This is a genomic window from Paenalicyclobacillus macrosporangiidus, assembly GCF_900116805.1.
Taxonomy (GTDB): Bacteria; Bacillota; Bacilli; order Alicyclobacillales; family Alicyclobacillaceae; genus Alicyclobacillus_H; species Alicyclobacillus_H macrosporangiidus.
The window spans coordinates 65,112-83,508 of sequence record NZ_FPBV01000011.1 but is presented as its reverse complement, the minus strand read 5'-3'; the positions used below and the strand labels follow the sequence as shown (position 1 = coordinate 83,508).

The window sequence follows — 18,397 nt, the reverse complement described above, 5'->3', positions numbered from 1 at the left end:
TTCACCCCTCCTTGCGGACCTGCAGCGCGACGTCCGGTTGGTTGGAGATCAGGATGTCGACACCCTGGCGCAGAAACGCACGGATGCAATCCGGGGGATCCACGGTCCACACGCACACCCGCACACCGTGCGCTTGGCACGCCGCCACCACGTCCGCCGCAAATCGATGGTCCAGGTTGACCGAATAGGCACCGAGGTCTTTCGCCCGGCGCCACGGCTCTTGCACAGGTCCCTCGTACAAGAGGCCAATCTCCACTCCGGGATAGCGCGACTTCAAGTACGCCAGACAGCCGTGGTGGAATGACGAAAAGACCACCCGCGACGCCAGGGGATGGGCCAGGACCAACGGGAGAACGCGATCCACCAACTCGCGGCCGTCGCCGTCGTACACCTTGAGTTCCACGTTGTACAAGCCGCCCGGATACCGGACATATGCGAGATCGAGCACTTCCTGCAAGGTGGGGATGGGCTGCGCCTCCCCGCTGTGGGCCCCGGCGAACCGGGCGGCCGCGTTCAAGCGGCGCAGCTCCGCAAACGTCAGGTCCGCCACGCGGCCACTGCCGCCGGTGGTGCGATCCACCGTCGGATCGTGCAGGATAACGGGAACTTCATCTGCCGTCAACTGCACATCAAATTCGAGTCCGTCGCAGCCCAGGTCCAGGGCCTGGCTGAACGCCAACAGGGTGTTCTCAGGGTAGCGCGCGCTCCAGCCGCGGTGCCCCAGGATGAGCGTGTCGGTCATAGCGGTCTCTCCTGATCTTTTGATTCTCCGGAACTCTTGAATGCCACCGCAGCACAAGACACTTGATTCCATTTCTCCACCTGATGCTGAACTTCCTCCGGACCCCAGCCGAACAGGGCGGCGGCAAAGCGCGTGAGGTTCGGCAGCCAACGCGCCACCTCTTCCCGCTCAAAAAACAGACGCCCCGTTCGACGGATGAGAAAGTCATTGAGATCGGTGACCATTTCCTCCTGGACGCCGTACTCAAACTCCGCCAGGACGACGGCCGTGTGGATGTCTTCCCGCGCATCCGAGTTTGCCATCTCCAACGCCCTGGTCCACACGATGTCCGCATGGGCGCCGTACTTGTGGTAGAGCGACCGCAGCATCCGGTCCATGTCGCCGGGAACGTCATTCACGGGGCCTGCGCGACGCATGTGCGCGAGCATCTCCGCTTCCTCCGCGTCGCCCCCGGAAAGGACGATGCGGTCGGTCCGGCACGGCTGGAACGCCCGCCCTTCCTCGCGGCCGAGCTCTCGCATCACCAGATCCACCACGCGTTCCGCCATTTTCCGGTAACCGGTCAACTTGCCCCCCGCGATGCTGACGAGCCCCGACTCGGACACGAAGATCTCGTCCTTGCGGGACAGTTCGGAGGGTGATTTCCCGTCCTCATGGATCAGCGGACGCAGGCCCGCCCAACTGGAGCGAACATCCTCCAGGCCGAGACGGACACTCGGAAACATGTGATTCACCGCACGCAGCAGGTAGACCACATCTTCCCTGAGCACCGGAGGTTCCTCCAGCGGCCCTTCATAATCCGTGTCCGTCGTGCCCACATAGGTGACCTCCCCCCGCGGGATGGCAAACACCATTCGGCCGTCCTCCACGTCGAAATACACCGACTGACGGACGGGCATCCGGGTTCTGGGGACCACGATGTGCACCCCTTTGGTCAAGTGCAGACGCTTGCCGGTCAGGGACCCATCCGCACGGCGCAGCTCATCCACCCAGGGCCCGGCGGCATTCACCACATTCTTCGCCATCACGCGGTAATGCTCTCCTGTCAGGCGATCCCGCACGATGGCGCCGGCGACACGTCCGTCCCCATACCACAATTCGACAGCCTCCGCGTGGTTCACACACAGCGCGCCCAGGCGGGCGGCTGTCTTCAGGACTTCCATCGTCAGCCTGGCGTCATCGGTGCGGTATTCGTAATACAGGCCGCCGCCGCGCAAACCTTCGGCAGCCAGGAGGGGTTCCGCGGCCAACGTTTCGGCTTTGGTCAACATGACACGCCGCTCATGCCGGTGCACACCGGCCAGCCGGTCGTACAGCCACAGGCCGAATGACGTCGCGAGTCTCCCGTAGGTCCCGCCGCGGACGATGGGCAGGAGCATCTTCTCCGGGATCACGAGGTGTCGGGCGTTTCGGTGCAGGATCGCCCGCTCGCGTCCGACCTCGCGCACCAACCCGATCTCCCCCTGTTTCAGGTACCGGAGCCCGCCATGGATCAGCTTGGTCGAACGACTGCTCGTGCCCTCGGCGAAGTCCTGCTTCTCGACGAGTCCCACGCGCAAACCTCGGTCGACGGCGTCGAGCGCAATGCCCGCACCCGTGATGCCTCCGCCAATGATGAGGAGATCCAGGGGCTCCTCCGTCATCTCCCGCAACATCGACGGGCGAGAGAACGCCGACAATCGTTTGACGCGTGCTGCCATCCTTCATCTCTCCCACACATTTTCTGTCTCACCGTGTTGTGTCCGTCGAAGTCTCCTCCGCAACGGATGCAAGGAAAACGACCACCGTGAATGCGTCGCATTCCTGCGGTGGTCGTCTCCTCGTCTCAAGACCGTATGCGGTATGAACTTGTCGATGGCATGACGGGATCAGGCGACCGTCAGATTGTAGTTCTTGATGGCATCGGTGACCTTCTTGGCCGCGTCATCCAACGCGGGTTGCGGCTGCTGCTTGCCGAGCAGCACCGCCTGCAACATATCCTGGACGGTCTGCCGCGCTTGCGGGAAGACCCCCATCAGGCCGCCCTGCGTCGCATAGGTCAGCTTCGAACTGTGCAGTTGGTCAACCGCCACCTGGAAGTCGGGATACTGCTTGAGCCAGTCCTTGAACCCCGGGTCATCATACACCGCCTTCGTGATGGGGAAGTACCCGGTGGTCTCCGTCCAGTACGCCTGCTCCTGCGGCGATGCCGCGAACTTCACGAATTCCCATGCGGCGTCCTGCTGCGCTTTGGGCTGATCCTTGGTGATCCAGAGGGAACCGCCGCCGATGATGGTTCCTCCTGTCGCTCCCGCGGGCCGAGGCAGTGGCCCGATGCCGACCTCGAACTTGCCCTTGGCACCTTTCACCAGGTTTCCATAAACGCCGGACGAGTCGATGATCATCGCGCATTTCCCTGCCAGGAACGCATTCTGCGTCTGGGAGGTGACGGGGCCCAGGTTCAAGTCGACGCCCGCATCATACAATGATTTCCACCAATTCACGATCTTCAGCCCTTCAGGACCATTGAAGACCGCTTGTGTGGCCGTGCCGGTGCGGCCATTGTCGTGATCGACATAATCCGCGCCCTGGGTGGCCAACATCTGCTCGAAGAACCATCCGTATGTCGCCAGTCCGATCCCGTACACGGCGACCTTGCCATCCGGACCTTTCTTCGTCAACTTTTTGGCATCGGCCAGCACGTCATCGTACGTCTTGGGCGGCTCCGCGATACCGGCGTCCTTAAACATGTCCTTATTGTAGTACAACACGGGTTGCGAAGAGTTGAACGGCATCGAGTAGAGCTTTCCCCCGACACTGTAATACCCGAGAATGTTGGGTTCGAGTTGAGAGATGTCGAAATGGCTTTGATCAATGAAGTCCTGCATCGGAACGATATCCTGTGAATCAATCATGAACTTGGTTCCGATGTCGTACACCTGCATGATGTTCGGTCCGTCCTTGCCACCTTGCCCCTGCGTCGCCTTCCACTTGTTGAACTCGTCGTCATACTGGCCTTGATAGACGGCCGTTACGTGAATCTTCGATTGCGACTTATTGAAATCATCGACGATGTGCTGCAGCGCCTGACCGGGGACCCCGCCCATGGCGTGCCACAGCTTCAGCTCTATCACACCGTTGTTGGCTCCGCCACCGCCACCGGCGGCGTTCTCGTCGCTCCCCGTATTGCCCCCTCCGCAACCGGCCAACAGCGCCGTCAAGCCAAAGCTGGCAGCGACCGTCCACATGGCGGTCTTGCGAATCCACGGCCGGCGTGACGCGTTTTGGTTTCGTTCCATCTCCATCCCCCTTTGTCCTCAAGAACCCCTGAGTGGTTCCTTCTATGTCACAGGTGACGCGTACCGGCACGCACCCGGTGAGCGTCAACCCTTGACAGCACCAGCGGTCAGACCCTTCACCAGGTGCTTTTGCGCGAAGAACAACAGAATCAACGTCGGAAGCGAGATGATCACCACGCCCGCCATCGTCAGATTCCATGAGAGCGCATCCTGGTTCTGCAGCATCCCAAGCCCCACCTGAACGGTGCGCATGGAAGTCGAGTTGGTCGTCAACAGCGGCCACAGATACATGTTCCAGGACTGCAGGAACACATACACAGCCAGGGTCGCGAGAATCGGGCGCGACAGGGGAACAACCACGCTGATCAGAAATCGCCAGTGACCGGCCCCGTCCATCTTCGCCGCCTCAAACAGTTCGTAAGGCAACTGCAACAGGTATTGGCGCAGCAAGAAGATGCCGAAGGCATTGGCCAGAAAGGGAACGGTGAGACCGGCGAACGAATCGAGCCATCCCAGCGACCGTATGGTCATGTAGTTTGGAATCATGGTCACTTCGGTCGGGATCATCATGGTGGCGAGAAACACCAGGAACAGGACTCCCCTGCCTCGAAAACGAAGGTAGACAAAGGCATACGCGGCGAGCAGGGACGTGACGATTTGACCACACACGATGATGGCGGACATGATAAAGCTGTTCAGCAAAAACCGACCCAGCGGAGCGGCCTGCAACGCCTCCGCGTAGCTGGCAAAATGAAAGGGATGTGGCCACAGCTGCGGAGGATACGTCGACACGTGTTCGGACGTCTCCAAACTGATCAACAAACTGTATAATATCGGAAAACACACCACGAGCGACGCGATGATCAACAGAATGTACCGAATGACAAGCCACACCCGATTTTCCTTCACGAGTAATGCACCCTCCTTTCCACGACGAGGAACTGCAGCAGCGTGAGGACCAGAACGATGAGGAACAGGACCACGGCTTGTGCAGACGCCAAACCGTATTGGAAATTGAAGAACGCGTTGCGGTAAATCGAATACACCACCAGGTTCGTGCTGCCTGCCGGGCCACCCTGGGTCAAGATGTTGACCTGCCCGAACGTCTGAAACGACCCGATCATCGAAACCACGAACACGAAGAACAAGGTGGGCGAGATCGATGGAAGCGTGATGTAATACAGACGCTGCAAGGCATTGACGCCATCCACCCGAGCGCTGTCATACAGTTCTTGTGAGACATTGCGCAAGGCCCCAAGCAACACGATGGTGCTGAAACCGAGGTTCATCCAAATGGTCACGATGGAAATCGCCAGGAGCGCCGTCCATGGCCCGTTCAACCAGTTGATGTTCGGAATGCCGAACAGGTTTGACAAGATCCAGTTCAACAGGCTCACGCTGGGATTGAACGCCATCAGGCCGATGGTCGACACGGCGGCCACCGACATGCTGATGGGGGAAAAAAGGATGGTTTGAAAGACGGACAGACCACGAATCTGCTTTTCCAGCAGCAGTGCCAACAGGAGCGCGATGAAGACCCCGGGAATCACCGTCAACAGGACAAACTCCAGCGTCACTCGCAAGCTCTGGATAAAATCCGGAGACGTAAACAGTTCGACATACTGTTGCATGCCGACAAAGTGTTTGGCCACACCCTTGCTGTTGGTCAGGTAAAGGCTGAGATAGACGACCTTGACAATCGGGTAGAAAAAGAAAACCGTAAACAGCAGCAGGGCAGGCAACAAGAACGGAGACGCTTGCAGGAACGCCACCATTTCCTTCATGTGCCTGCGTGGCGGCACGGGCATTGTGGTCTTCGTCGCCGCAGTCTGCATGGCTCTTCCCCCACTGTCCAAGAAATTGAAGATCACCCGTTCCCCAATTCAAGAAAACCATGCCCCATACGGGATAGTGTAAAGATTCCGTTTGAACTGTCTGTAAAGAACCGACAAAGAAGATGTAAAACCCGGCCTGCACCAGGAAAAACAAACAGGGACGAACCAACCGCAGGATGCCCTTGGACCATGCGGACATCCCGTGTACCGGTGGTCGTCCCTACTCTTCATCTCCAGGAACGATGTCCTTCAGACGAATCAATTGGAAACGCGCGATTGATTGCGCTTTCAAAGCAGATTATATAAAATCGCAACGAATTTCTCAACAGGTCTCCGGTTGTCCGTCAGGGCGACCCCTCACACATTTCCCTTGATCACGATCGACCCGATGACGTCCGCGGCTTCGTCCGCCCGGTCCGCGCTGTTGCTCAGATGGCGGTACACTTCACGCACCTTGAAGATGTGGTGCATGTCGGTGAGATCGAACAGGTCCGCGTTGGCCCGCCGGTACAAATCCTCGATGCGATTCTCCGCCTTCTTGGCCGCGACGATGTGTTGCACCGCTCGGCGCGGCTCATCCACCATGTATTGAATCGCCTGGCGCAAGGCGACCACCCCGTCGTACAATGCGGCGACCATGTCCACCATCTCCGGCGTGGGGTCCACATGGTACAGCACCAGCTCCTTGATGGTTGAATCCGCGTAATCGAGGATATCGTCCACGCTGCGCGACAGGTTGTAAATGTCCTCACGGTCGATGGGCGTGACAAACGTGTCCAACAGTTCCTGGATGATGAGCCGGCGGATGTCGTCCCCCTGTTTCTCCAAGTCACTCATGCGCACAATCTGCTCATCCCGGTCCTCCCCCTGCGGGCGCTCGGTGACGAACCGGTGGAGCACGCGCACCCCTTGGACGGTCACTTCCGCCTGCTGAATGAGATACTGCACGAACCGGTTCTCTCGCGGCAGCAGAATTTCTTTCAATCGTTTCACAGGACGCCACCCGCCTTACACAGAAGTGCCAGCACCACCGCCACCATGAACGCCAACGGCATGGTCACGCCCCATACCACCAGCATACGCCGGACAAACGACCAACGGATGCGCTCCTTGCCCGCGCACACGCCGACGCCGACCAGGGCGCTGTCGATGGTCTGCGTGCTGCTGACCGGGCCGCCGAGCGCGGACGCCCCGATGACAACGGCGGCCGACGCCACCTGCGTGGCGAACGCATGCACCGGACGGGCCCGGAAGACGTGAAAGCCGACGGATCGGGCGACGCGCCACCCGCCCCAGAGAAGCCCGATGAAAAACACGATCCCCGGCGCGATGACCATCCACGGGGTGACGCGGAACGGCTCGTGATGAGCGACGGCGCTCACGGTGGCCAGAAGGCCGACCGACTTTTCCGCGTCATTGGCCCCGTATCCGATGCACAAGAGCGCGGCGGACAGATACTGCAGATACCCCACCCGCCCCCCCAGGCGCGCCGAGGCGCGCCGGAGGAAGAAATACAGGCCATAATAAGTCACATAACCCGCCAGACCACCCAGGACGACGGCAAGGACCATCGACAGCCCCACCTGCAAGAGCCCCCACCACACCACCGCCTGTGGCCCGAGTACAGCCAGGCCCGCACCGCTCAACCCACCGACGAGCGCAAACGAGGTGCTCGTGGGCACCTTGAGCCGCCAGCACACCAACAGCGTGACCAGCGTGGCGGCCAAGCTGACATTGAGCACATCCATCCCCGCCTGACGGATGTCGACGATGCGCGTGCCAATCGTCGTGGCCACCGCCGTGCCGAGGAGAAACGGCGCCAGCAGCACGCTCGCCAGGATGATCGCCAACACGGCGGCAGCATGCATCACCCGGGTATTCAAAAACGTCGCCAACAGGTTTCCCCCGTCATTGAACCCGCACAGAACAGTGAACCCCATGACCAGCGCGACGGCCAGCAGGTCGCTCATGTCGCCTCTCCCCCGTCGCTCGTATCGGAGCCCAAAATCACGAAAATACAAATAAAAACAAAGAGATCCCCACGAACCAACCATCCTGCCGACACGGCATGGCAGTACGGGAATCTCTTCGTCTCCGACCCATACCGAAAACTGAATATAGTATAATATATAGCTTGAAATGCAAACGAATGCAACCCGCACGCAACCGCAGCCTCCGACAGGCCTGCGGATTCCAGAGGAGGTGAAGCGCCATCGACACGATGTCCTACGCGCTGCGCAAAAAGCCGATTGTCACCGCCATCACCCGTGATGCCGATCTGGCCGATGCCGTGTCCTCCTCTGCCAACGTCGCGTTTCTGCTGGGCGCCGACATCCTCACCCTGGCCGGAAGCGTGGAACGCCTGCACGCGGCCGGCAAACTGAGCTTCGTCCACCTGGACCTCATGACCGGGATTGCACGCGACACTTCGGGCATCCGTTACCTGGCAGAGACCATTGGCGTGGATGGCGTCGTCACCACGCGAACCAGTCTCATTGCCGCCGCGAAGCAGCATGGCCTCATTGCGGTTCAGCGCACGTTCATCCTCGATTCGGTCTCCATCGACCAAACCCTGAAAATGCTCCAGGACTCTCGCCCGGACGCCATCGAGGTCCTGCCCGGGTTGGTGATCCCGCACGTGATGCACCTGCTGAAACCCTCTCGCCATACGCCCATCATCGCCGGAGGATTGCTCTCAACCCCTGAGCACGTCCGGAGTGTGCTGGCTTCCGGGTGTATCGGAGCATCCACCAGCTCGCGTGCCTTGTGGCGTTGGCAGGACGCCGGGTTCCCGGACGGGCCGGACGCGTCGTGGACTTAGGCACCCGGCTGGCCGACCGACCGGCAAATGGGATTGACACGGTATTTTTTCCATGGTATAGTCACCCTATCGCGTTCCGCAGTCCATTTTTCGAGAGGAGGTCACGCCCCATGCGACAGGGTTTCGGAAGGATCTCAGCGAACCGAATCGGCTTGCATGCGATGGCTGACCTCGTGGTGCGGATGTGCTGATCCCCTGATGTATTCTTCATGAGCACACTCGACTCCAGGTGGTACGCCTGGAGTTTTTTTGCGCCCTCCAGGCCCCCTTCGGAGCACCCCGATGCGAAGCCGCGGATGCAAGCCCGTCCGCGGCTTTTTGCGTGTAAAGGAGGCCTGTTCTGCCGTGACGTCTCCCCCTCAGCGATCTATGCTCTGGCTGATGCGCTACATCCTCCCGGTCAAGTGGCGGATGGCCGGGCTGCTCGCCCTGCTGCTGCTGACGACCGCGATGCAGCTCGCCAATCCGCAGATGGTGCAGCATTTCATCGACACGGCCGCCGGAGGCGGACCCGTCTCCCGCTTGCTGGGACTCGCCAGTGCGTATCTGGCCATCGCCGTGTGCACGCAGTTGACGAGCGTCGCCGTCAGCTACCTCGGCAACGACGTGGCGTGGCGCGCGACCAACCAACTGCGGGCGGATTTGCTGCGGCACTGTCTCGGGCTGGACATGCGCTTCCACAATCTCCGGACGCCCGGGGAGATGATGGAACGCATCGACGGGGACGTAACCCACATGTCGAACTTCTTCGCCATGTTCATCGTGCAGATGTTCGGCAGCGCCGTCCTCTTGGCGGGCATCCTCGGCCTCATGTTCGCGCAAAACGTGCCCATCGCGGCCATCATGACGGCATTCACCCTCCTGTCGCTCGCCGCCATGGTCCGCATCCGCGACGTGGGCGTGGCCGCTTCGCAGGCGGAGCGCCAAGCCAACGCGGCGCTGTTTGGCCTGATAGAGGAGCGGATCGCCGGCATCGAGGACGTGCAGACGAGCGGCGCCGTTCCGCACGTGATGAACCGGTTCCACCGGGCCATGCGCCACGTGTTCCAGACCGGCCGCAGAGCCTGGATGATGCGCGTGATCCCGTGGAACGTCACCGTTGTCCTGTACGCGATGGCCGTCACCGGCGTGCTGATGATGGGCATCCACCTGTACCTGACCAGGGGCGCGACGCTTGGCACGCTCTATCTGTTCTACCAGTACACGCAGATGTTGAACGATCCGATTGAGCAGCTGGGGAATCAGCTGCAGGACTATCAGCGGGCGAAGTCCGGCATGCGCCGGTCTCTGGAGCTGCTGTCGATGCGCAGCGAGATTGAAGAAGGACAACGGACCGACCTCCCCGAAGGCCCCCTCGGTGTCGCGTTCGAGCACGTGCACTTCAGCTACCAACCGGGAGAACCGGTGTTGCACGACATCCATTTCGAGCTCAGACCCGGGGAGCGGCTCGGCATTGTCGGGCGCACGGGCAGCGGGAAGTCGAGCATCAGCCGGCTCCTGCTGCGGCTGTACAACCTCGATAGCGGCGTCATCCGCCTCGGGGGCGTGGACATCCGCGAGCTGCGCCTCGACACCCTGTACGAGCGGGTTGGGATGGTGACGCAAGACGTGCAACTGTTCGACGGGACGCTGCGGGACAACCTGACGCTGTTCAACCCCGGCGTGCCGGAAGCAGAGATCCTCGCCGTCGTCGACCGGCTCGGCCTGCGGCCGTTGTTGGACCGGCTGCCAGAGGGGCTCGACACCCGCCTGGCGGCCGGGGGATCGTCCCTGTCGGCCGGCGAGGCGCAGCTGGTCGCCCTCACGCGCGTGTTCCTGACAAAACCCAGCCTGGTGATCCTCGATGAGCCGTCATCTCGCCTCGATCCCGCCACCGAGGCGACCCTTCAGACCGCCATCGATCACCTGTTGGAACACTGCACCGGAATCGTCATCGCCCACCGGCTCTCGACGCTCGCCAAGGTGGACAAGATCCTCGTGCTCGGGCAGGGCCGCATGTTGGAATTCGGTGACCGGGCGGCATTGGCGGACGATCCCGCTTCTCACTTCGCAGCCCTGCTGCGCAAGGATCGACTGGAGGTATGGGCATGACCGTCACTTCATTCATCGCGCGTCTGCTCCGGTTTCGGCTGACGCTGTACATCGTGGACGCCTGTCTGTGGACGGCGTTCCACGCCCTGCCCGTGGTCGTCGGGCTGGGGATGCAATGGTTCTTCGACCGGGTCACGGACGGCTCGCGCAGCCTGTGGTGGCTCACCGCGCCGCTGTGGGTGGTCCTCGGCGTGCGATGGTTCCGGGCCGGCGTGTTCTTCGCCGCCTTTTACACCTGGGTGACGCACATCTACCACGTGCAGGCCATCCTGCGCCGCAACCTGCTGGCCGGCATTCTGCGCTGGCCGGGGCGCAACCTCCCCGCCTCCCCGGGCGAGGCCATGACGCGCTTTCGCGACGATGTGCAGGAGGTCGTCGAGTACGTCGAGTCCTGGACCGACTTCTGGGGCTGTCTCCTCTTCGCGGCGATCTCGCTCGGGATCATGCTAAGGGTGAATGGGTGGGTCACCCTGGCGGCCATCCTGCCGCTGGGTGTGGTGACCCTGTTGAACAACCTGACCGGACGCCGCGCCCGCCGGTACAGCCGGGTCAACCGCGAGGCGACGGGCCGCGTGACCGGATTCATCGCGGAGATCTTCGGCGGCGTTCAGGCCATCCGGCTCGGCCGGGCCGAGGTGCATGTGCTCCGGCGGTTCCACCAGCTCAACGAACAGCGGCGGCAGGCCGCGCTCAAGGACAACCTGTTCAAGCAGTGGGTGCAGTCGTTGAACCAGCACGTGCTCAGCATCTCGACGGGCGCCATTCTGCTGGTGAGCGCGGCGCAAATGCGCGCCGGCCGGTTCACCGTCGGAGACTTCGCCCTGTTCACGACCTACCTGGCTTGGCTCGCCACCAGCATCTCGCTGTTCGGATACATGATCTTTCAGCACAAGCGGCTGCGGGTGGCGCTCGACCGGATGACCTTGCTGTTCCGGCCTGGCGAGGCGGACCGATTGATGGAGCCCGCCGACATTTACCTGTATGACGATCCGCCCGCGGTGCCGCAGCCGGTGCTGGAGCCGGCGGATCGGTTGCGGACGCTGACCGTGGCCCATCTCACCTACCGGCATCCGGGATCCGGCCGCGGCATCCACGACGTCCATTTCCAGGTCCGGCGGGGAGAGTTTCTGGTCATCACCGGCCGCATCGGATCGGGCAAGTCGACGCTGGTGCGGACGCTGTTGGGACTGCTGCCAAGGGACGACGGGCAGATCTGGTGGAACGGGCGCCCCGTCGAGGACCCCGCAGCGTTTCTGGTGCCGCCGCGAGCCGCGTACACGCCGCAGGTGCCGCGCCTCTTCAGCGACACGCTGCGGGACAACATCACCTTGGGACGACCAGCCACGCCGGAGCGGATGGACCAGGTCCTGCGCGCGGCTGTCCTCGAGCGCGACGTGGAGATGCTGGAACACGGCCTCGACACGTACGTCGGGCCGCGCGGCGTGATGCTCTCCGGCGGACAGATTCAGCGGGCGGCCGCCGCCCGGATGATCATGACCGGAGCGGAGCTGTTCATCTTCGATGACCTGTCGAGCGCCCTCGACGTGGAGACGGAGGAACGGCTGTGGTCCCGCCTGTTCGCCAGCCCGGACATCACCTGCATCGCCGTGTCGCATCGGCGGGCGGCGCTGGCGCGCGCGGATCGCATCCTGCTGCTCAAGGACGGGCGCGTGGAGGCGGAAGGCACGCTGGAGACGCTGCTGGCGACCAGCGCAGAGATGCGCCGGATCTGGGACGGAGAGGCTGGAACGCCTGCGGGATCGGCCAGCGCCGTCCGGCTGGAGGACGGAGATGCCGTGGAACAGTGGGCCTGAAGGAAGGCGCGGGCGCCACCCCCTCGGGCCGCGGGACGGTGCAGGGCTTCCTGTCCGAGGGCCGAGGGGGTACGAGCGGATGAGGGATTTCAACGCCCTTGAATGAGAATCCGATGGGACCTACGCGTTTATCGCCGTCCGGGCCTGTGCGCCGGCGCCGCGGGTGAAGGCGCTCACGGCGAAGGTCACAACCAGGTTGATCACCATCGCCACGATCCCGATGTTCAGGTCCTTCACCCACTGCGGCATGAACGGCAGCAGGAGGCCCACCGTCTTGCTGGTGATGGTCGTGTAGGCGACCACCAGCTCGCCGGCCAGGATGCCAAAGATTGCGCCCCACTTGGTGATGGGGTTGCGCTTCATGAAACTGAACACGATGGCCGGGAAGAACTGCGTCACCAGGCTGTAGCCCATGAGCAGCAACGCCACGATGGTCTGGCCGTTGAACGTGAAGTACAGCGCAACCAGGGCCACCACCGGCACCAGATAATGGGCCAGACGGGACACGCTCTCCTCGGACGCCTTCGGATTGATGACCTTGTACAGATTCTTCGAAATCATGGTCGCACTCGTCATCAACAGCATCGACCCGGGGACGATGGCGCACAACAGGCCCGACGCGCCAATCAGGCCGACCACCCACTTCGGGAAGGTCTGCACCGACAGGATCAACAGCGAGTTGTCCCCGGCCGAGCCCTGCAGCGGCGGCTTCACCGTCAGGATGGCCGCGAAGCCCACGAAGAAGACGAACAAGAGAATCAGTTGGTACAGCGGAAACACCATGGCGTTGCGCCGGAACGTCTGCTCGTTCTTCGCGGTGTACACCGCCTGGAACGCATGGGGCCAGGTGTAGAAGCCGAGGGCCGTCAACAGCACCGTCGAGATGAACCAGTACACGCTGTTGCCCGTGGCCGGCAGCGCCAGGTAGCCCGGTTTTGCCTGATCAATCGCGTGGAACATCTGGCCGATGCCGCCGTAGTAGTGCACCGGCAGGTAGATGCCGAGGAACACCACGACCACCAGCACCAGGCCGTCCTTCAGCACCGCCGTCCACGCGGTGCCGTGCACGCCGGAAGCCATGACGTAAATCGTCACCGCGATGACTCCGATCCACACGGCCAGCGTCGACGAGATGCTGCCGTAGGAAGCGATCTCCATGATGGCGCCGAGGCCCTTCAACTGCGTCACGAGATACGGAATCATCGCAATGATGCCGATGAGGGAAACCAGCACCCCGAGCGCCGGGCTGTTGTACTTCGCGACGAAGAAGTCCGATTGCGACAGCAGGTTGTGTTGTTTCGCGTAGCGCCAGATGGCGGGCAGCATCCAATACGACAGGATGTAGGCCAGCGCCCCGTACCACAGGATGTAGAACGCCGGGCCCCCTTTGCCGTACGCCCAGCCGCTGCCGCCGAGGAAGGTGAAGGTGGTGTAGATCTCGCCGGCCGACAGCAGGAAGACGAACAGCGTCCCGAAACTGCGACCGCCCGTGCTCCACTGCTCCAGGTTCATCGTCTTGCCGCGGCGGGCCTGCAGACCGAGGTAGATGGACAACAGAAGAAACAGGAGGATGACAATCAGGGCGCTGTTCACGAGCGGTCACCCCCTCGGTTGACCGGATCCGTCTTGTACACGATGAACATGATGACCGACGTCAGCACGACCCAGAGCACCGTCCAGAACAGGATGAACGGCAAGCCGAGGACGTACGGCTCGGTGCGGTTGGCGAAAAACATCCCGACAACCAAGGCCAGAAACGGTAACGCCGCGAGCCACTTCATACCGCTCCCTCCTCTCATCGCCCCCGATCCCTCCGGACCGGGCGCCCGCGGGCGGCGGGGCCCGCCCGCCGCCCGCCTGCCACCGGATCGCCGGCGCGGTCCCGCCCGAACGCCGGACGAGGGCGCGCCTGCGAAAGGATGGTCACGCCAATCCGTTGAATTTGGCGACAATCTGCAAGAACGCCGCGACACCCGCGGGCAGCGCGTCCTCGTCGATGGTAAAGCGGGGATGGTGATGCGGATACACGATGCCCTTTTCCGGATTGCCCGCGCCGATGAAGAAGAACGTCCCCGGCACCACCGCCTGGAAGGCGGAGAAGTCCTCGCCGCCCATGGTCGGCGTCGCCTCCTGGACGAGCTCATCGCCGAAGGCCTCGAGCAGCGCCTCGCGCACCTTGCCGGTGACCGCTTCGTCGTTGAGCACCGGGCGGTAGCCCCTCTCGTAGCGGAACTCGTAGTCCGCCCCGTGAGCCGAGGTCACGCCCCGAATGATGCGCTCCATCAGCTCCGGCACCCGGTCGCGCAACTCCGGATTGAGCGTGCGCACGGTGCCGACCAGCTCCACGGTGTTCGGGATGATGTTGTGGGCCGTCCCGCCGTGGAACTGGCAGACGGAGACCACGATAGGATCGAGCGGATCGACATTGCGCGAGGCGATGTGCTGCAGATTGAGCACCACCTGGGCCCCGATGACAATCGGATCGACCGTCTCGTTCGGATGGGCCGCGTGGCCACCCTTCCCCTTGATGGTGATATAGAAGGCGTCCGGCGCTGCCATCAGAGCCCCCGCCTTGATGAGCACCTTGCCGACCCGCTCGGATGCCCACAGGTGCGCGCCGACCACCGCGTCCACGCCGTCGGTGACCCCCGCCTTGACCATCTCCTCCGCGCCGCCCGGGTGCAGCTCCTCCGCATGCTGGAAGAAGAAGCGCACCTCGCCGCGGATGCGATCCTTGAGTCCGGCCAGGACCTTGGCCGTTCCGAGGAGCATCGCCGTGTGGCCATCGTGGCCGCAGGCGTGCATGACGCCCGGATTCTTGGAGACGAACTCGAACGTGTTCTCCTCCGTGATGGGCAGTGCGTCCATGTCGGCGCGCAAGGCCAGCACGGGCCCGGGCTGGCTGCCGATGAGCCGGGCCACGACGCTGGTCTTGGTCGGCCGGGACAGCTCAAAGGCGCCGAAGGACGCCAGCGTGTCGTACACGAACTGGGAGGTCTTCTCCTCCTGGAACGACAGTTCCGGGTTCATGTGCAGATGCCGCCGCCAGCGGACCACATCCTCCTTCACCGAATCGACCAACGCCCGCAGATCCTGAATCTGTGTGGACATGTGCCTCTCTCCTCTCCCTCGTGTGCAATCAGATCCGGACCGCCTCGGAGGCCAACTGCAACAAGGTGTGCATCAGAACGTCCGCCCCCGCGGCGCAGTCCTCCGGAGACGTGTACTCGGCCGGGTCGTGGCTGATGCCGTCCTTGGAGCGGACGAAGATCATGCCGACCGGGCACAGATCGCGCAACTGCATGCCGTCGTGCCCGGCGCCGCTGACCAGCGTCATGGACGGCAGCCCGAGCTGGCCGCAGGCGTCCCCGATGATGCCCTGGATGGCGGGCGCGCACGGTACCGGCGGGATGCGCTGCAGTGTCTCCACCGTCAACCGCAGGCCGCGCGCGCCGCAGACCGCCCGCGCTTCCGCCAGGATGGCCGCCTCCGCCGCGTCCCGCTCCGCCTCGTCAACGTCGCGCAGATCCAACGTGAACGCCACCCGCCCGGGGATGATGTTCACCCCGCCCGGGTGCACCTCCAGTTGGCCGACGGTGCCGACCGTGTGGGCACGGCGGCGGCACTCCGCCTCGATGGCCTGCACGATGGCCGCCGCGCCGACGAGCGGGTCGCGCCGCAGATTCATCGGCGTCGCGCCGGCGTGGCCAGCCTCGCCCTCGACGGTGAACCGGAGCCACAGGGGCCCCGCCATCCCGCTGACCACGCCGACGGCCAAGCCGGCGTTCTCCAACACCCGGCCCTGCTCGATGTGCAGCTCCACGTACGCCTTGACGGATCCCTTCGATCTCGCCGCCTCCCGGAAAGCCCCCGGCTCCAGCCCGTACGCCCGCATCGCCTCCGCGATGGAGACGCCGTCCGCGTCCCGGTGCTCCAGCTCCTCCGCGGTCAGCGTCCCTGCCACCGCGCGGCTGCCGGTCATGCCGAAGCGGAAGCGCGCGCCCTCCTCATCGGTGAAGGAGACAACCTCCACGGGGTGATCCGTCTCCAGCCCGTTCTCCCGCAGGGTCTGCAGGGCCTCCACCGCCGCCAGCACGCCAAGCGGACCATCGAAGTTCCCGCCGTGAAACACGGAATCCAGGTGCGATCCCGTGAGGACCACTGGTAACTCCGGCCGCCGGCCGGGCCAGCGCCCAATCAGGTTGCCGACGGCGTCCTCCCGCACCTCCAGGCCGGCTTCACGCATGAAGCCCGCCACGTGCTCCTTCGCTTGTCTCCACTCCGGGGTAAACGCCAACCGGGTCACCCCGCCGTCCGGCTGGCGGCCGATCTCGGCCAGGGCCATCAGCCGGTCCCACAATCGCTGCCGATTTACCTGAACCATGGTCTCTCCTCAATTTCGGTGGATTTTCAGGCCAGACGGGATATACGGATTATATCATTTTATATCCTTCTCCACCGGTCCCATCGACGCCACGGGGCTGACCGCCCCCGCCGTCTTCATACTGCCATGATACGCCGGAATGGTCCGATCAGACGAGTTCCTTTGGAGGGCCACCCCTCCCCCGTATGGATGGGAACATGGTCCAATGGGGTGACGTCCTGTTGTCCATGTGTGCAGGCCCGATGGAAGGAGGCGAATTGCTCCGTTACGGTCTGCCGCAACCCCCTGCGGCGGCGGTACGCTTGGAAACGGAGACGTCGGATGGCCATCCGCCCGCTCTGGGGAGAATGAGGGGGAAAGGCATATGGGCAAGTGCCCGAAACGGTACACAGGATGGAAGTGGGTCGTGGTGGTGCTGGCCGCGGCGGGGTTGACGGGGACGGTGGCCGGATGCAGCGACAGCACAGCCAATGCGCCGCAGACCACCACGGCGCCGGTGAGCGCCACAGGGCAGACGAAGACGGCCATCGCCCCGCTCGGGACGGGCAGCCAGGGCGAGCCCAAGCAGGCGGACGGACTGCGCCTGCTCCCTTACACGATGAAGGATGGCTACAAGGTGTTCCATCTCACCATCCAGCCTGTGTACTGGCAGACCCAGCCTGGCAGCAAGCCGGTCGAGGCGTGGGCGTTCAACGGCACGGTTCCCGGGCCGGAGATCAAGGTCAACCAGGGGGACAAAGTGAGGATCCAAGTCACCAACAAGCTGCCGGAGGCCACTTCGGTGCACTGGCATGGCCTGGACGTCCCGTTCGCGCAAGACGGCGTGGGCGGCCTGTCGCAGCCGGACATTCAACCCGGGCAAACGTGGACCTATACATTCACCGTCAACGTGCCGCCCGGCGCCTACATGTACCACAGCCATCCGATGAACGACATGATGAAAGAAGAGACCATGGGCGCCTTCGGACCTTTCATCGTCGAACCGAAAGGGACCGGGTGGCAGCAGGTGCACCCGGGTTACCAGCGGGAGTACACGCTCATGCTCAACGACTCGTCCCAGTTCGGGTACACCATCAACGGGCTGTCGTACCCGGCCACGCCGGCCTTGCCCGCGAAAGTGGGCGACAAGGTCCTGGTGCACCTCATCAACATCGGCGACATGAACCACCCAATGCACATGCATGGGATGCACTTCCAGGAGATCGGCCAGGATGGCTACCCGCTCCCGGCGCCCATCACGATGGACACCATCGACACGGCGCCCGGCACCACATACGACCTGTCGTTCCAGATGAACCAGCCAGGCAAGTGGCTCTTCCACTGCCACATCCTTCCTCACGTGACGAGCGGCACCGACATGAGCGGAATGATCACGCTGTTCGACGTGTCGGACAACTCCTGACCGAAGCCGGGCGGCGGGCAGGGCACAACG

Annotated in this window: 15 protein-coding genes; 4 read left to right on the top strand and 11 right to left on the bottom strand. The window is 63.1% G+C overall.

Features of this window, described 5'->3' with window-relative positions:
• Window position 1 precedes the first annotated feature (1 nt).
• The 7 genes from BM357_RS10700 to BM357_RS10670 form a co-directional block, all read right to left on the bottom strand.
• Window positions 2-742: a glycerophosphodiester phosphodiesterase gene (locus BM357_RS10700; protein ID WP_074952830.1), complete on the bottom strand. Its 741-nt coding sequence runs from the start codon at window positions 740-742 to the stop codon at window positions 2-4.
• A complete protein-coding gene (locus BM357_RS10695) occupies window positions 739-2,397 on the bottom strand; it encodes a glycerol-3-phosphate dehydrogenase/oxidase (RefSeq protein ID WP_425426539.1) in 1,659 nt (552 codons plus the stop codon). Before BM357_RS10695 ends, BM357_RS10700 begins: the two co-directional genes overlap by 4 nt.
• Before the next feature lie 213 nt (window positions 2,398-2,610).
• Window positions 2,611-4,020, bottom strand: coding sequence for an ABC transporter substrate-binding protein (locus tag BM357_RS10690; RefSeq protein WP_245783945.1), 1,410 nt, complete (start codon window positions 4,018-4,020; stop codon window positions 2,611-2,613).
• 84 nt (window positions 4,021-4,104) lie between these two features.
• Window positions 4,105-4,929, bottom strand: a complete 825-nt coding sequence (locus BM357_RS10685; RefSeq protein WP_074952823.1) for a carbohydrate ABC transporter permease — start codon at window positions 4,927-4,929, stop codon at window positions 4,105-4,107.
• Window positions 4,926-5,855 carry a carbohydrate ABC transporter permease gene (locus BM357_RS10680; RefSeq protein WP_245783944.1) on the bottom strand — a complete coding sequence of 310 codons (930 nt, stop codon included), beginning with the start codon at window positions 5,853-5,855 and terminating at the stop codon, window positions 4,926-4,928. The genes BM357_RS10685 and BM357_RS10680 overlap by 4 nt, the downstream gene beginning before the upstream one ends.
• A 357-nt stretch (window positions 5,856-6,212) precedes the next feature.
• Entirely contained in the window at window positions 6,213-6,848 is a 636-nt protein-coding gene (locus tag BM357_RS10675; protein WP_074952820.1) for a DUF47 domain-containing protein, read from the bottom strand.
• Entirely contained in the window at window positions 6,845-7,825 is a 981-nt protein-coding gene (locus BM357_RS10670) for an inorganic phosphate transporter (protein WP_074952818.1), read from the bottom strand. Before BM357_RS10670 ends, BM357_RS10675 begins: the two co-directional genes overlap by 4 nt.
• A 251-nt stretch (window positions 7,826-8,076) precedes the next feature.
• On the opposite strand from BM357_RS10670, the gene BM357_RS10665 reads away from it, so the two are divergent.
• From BM357_RS10665 to BM357_RS10655, 3 genes are all read left to right on the top strand, one after another.
• Window positions 8,077-8,676: a glycerol-3-phosphate responsive antiterminator gene (locus BM357_RS10665; protein ID WP_074952815.1), complete on the top strand. Its 600-nt coding sequence runs from the start codon at window positions 8,077-8,079 to the stop codon at window positions 8,674-8,676.
• A 345-nt stretch (window positions 8,677-9,021) separates the two neighbouring features.
• A complete protein-coding gene (locus BM357_RS10660) occupies window positions 9,022-10,767 on the top strand; it encodes an ABC transporter ATP-binding protein (protein ID WP_245783943.1) in 1,746 nt (581 codons plus the stop codon).
• Window positions 10,764-12,581 carry an ABC transporter ATP-binding protein gene (locus BM357_RS10655; RefSeq protein ID WP_074952811.1) on the top strand — a complete coding sequence of 606 codons (1,818 nt, stop codon included), beginning with the start codon at window positions 10,764-10,766 and terminating at the stop codon, window positions 12,579-12,581. Before BM357_RS10660 ends, BM357_RS10655 begins: the two co-directional genes overlap by 4 nt.
• A gap of 120 nt (window positions 12,582-12,701) precedes the next feature.
• On the opposite strand, the gene BM357_RS10650 is transcribed toward BM357_RS10655, so the two are convergent.
• The 4 genes from BM357_RS10650 to BM357_RS10635 all read right to left on the bottom strand — a co-directional run bounded on the left by BM357_RS10650 (window position 12,702) and on the right by BM357_RS10635 (window position 16,965).
• The gene (locus BM357_RS10650; RefSeq protein WP_074952808.1) at window positions 12,702-14,174 is read right to left on the bottom strand and encodes a sodium:solute symporter family protein; all 1,473 of its coding nucleotides are present in this window, start codon (window positions 14,172-14,174) and stop codon (window positions 12,702-12,704) included.
• Window positions 14,171-14,362, bottom strand: coding sequence for a DUF3311 domain-containing protein (locus BM357_RS10645; protein ID WP_074952805.1), 192 nt, complete (start codon window positions 14,360-14,362; stop codon window positions 14,171-14,173). The genes BM357_RS10650 and BM357_RS10645 overlap by 4 nt, the downstream gene beginning before the upstream one ends.
• Window positions 14,363-14,504: 142 nt before the next feature.
• The gene (locus tag BM357_RS10640; protein ID WP_074952802.1) at window positions 14,505-15,692 is read right to left on the bottom strand and encodes a M20 family metallopeptidase; all 1,188 of its coding nucleotides are present in this window, start codon (window positions 15,690-15,692) and stop codon (window positions 14,505-14,507) included.
• A 28-nt stretch (window positions 15,693-15,720) separates the two neighbouring features.
• Window positions 15,721-16,965, bottom strand: a complete 1,245-nt coding sequence (locus BM357_RS10635; protein WP_074952799.1) for a Zn-dependent hydrolase — start codon at window positions 16,963-16,965, stop codon at window positions 15,721-15,723.
• 364 nt (window positions 16,966-17,329) lie between these two features.
• Between BM357_RS10635 and BM357_RS10630 the strand changes: the two genes are divergently transcribed.
• A complete protein-coding gene (locus BM357_RS10630; protein WP_074952796.1) occupies window positions 17,330-18,367 on the top strand; it encodes a multicopper oxidase family protein in 1,038 nt (345 codons plus the stop codon).
• The last annotated feature ends 30 nt before the right edge of the window (window positions 18,368-18,397 follow it).

Bases quoted from the DNA above. Each gene is read 5' to 3' on its own strand.
- BM357_RS10700 (WP_074952830.1), bottom strand. From the start codon at position 742: ATGACCGACACGCTCATCCTGGGGCACCGCGGCTGGAGCGCGCGCTAC.
- BM357_RS10695 (WP_425426539.1), bottom strand. From the start codon at position 2,397: ATGTTGCGGGAGATGACGGAGGAGCCCCTGGATCTCCTCATCATTGGC.
- BM357_RS10690 (WP_245783945.1), bottom strand. From the start codon at position 4,020: ATGGAACGAAACCAAAACGCGTCACGCCGGCCGTGGATTCGCAAGACC.
- BM357_RS10680 (WP_245783944.1), bottom strand. From the start codon at position 5,855: ATGCAGACTGCGGCGACGAAGACCACAATGCCCGTGCCGCCACGCAGG.
- BM357_RS10670 (WP_074952818.1), bottom strand. From the start codon at position 7,825: ATGAGCGACCTGCTGGCCGTCGCGCTGGTCATGGGGTTCACTGTTCTG.
- BM357_RS10665 (WP_074952815.1), top strand. From the start codon at position 8,077: ATGTCCTACGCGCTGCGCAAAAAGCCGATTGTCACCGCCATCACCCGT.
- BM357_RS10655 (WP_074952811.1), top strand. From the start codon at position 10,764: ATGACCGTCACTTCATTCATCGCGCGTCTGCTCCGGTTTCGGCTGACG.
- BM357_RS10645 (WP_074952805.1), bottom strand. From the start codon at position 14,362: ATGAAGTGGCTCGCGGCGTTACCGTTTCTGGCCTTGGTTGTCGGGATG.
- BM357_RS10640 (WP_074952802.1), bottom strand. From the start codon at position 15,692: ATGTCCACACAGATTCAGGATCTGCGGGCGTTGGTCGATTCGGTGAAG.
- BM357_RS10635 (WP_074952799.1), bottom strand. From the start codon at position 16,965: ATGGTTCAGGTAAATCGGCAGCGATTGTGGGACCGGCTGATGGCCCTG.
- BM357_RS10630 (WP_074952796.1), top strand. From the start codon at position 17,330: ATGGGCAAGTGCCCGAAACGGTACACAGGATGGAAGTGGGTCGTGGTG.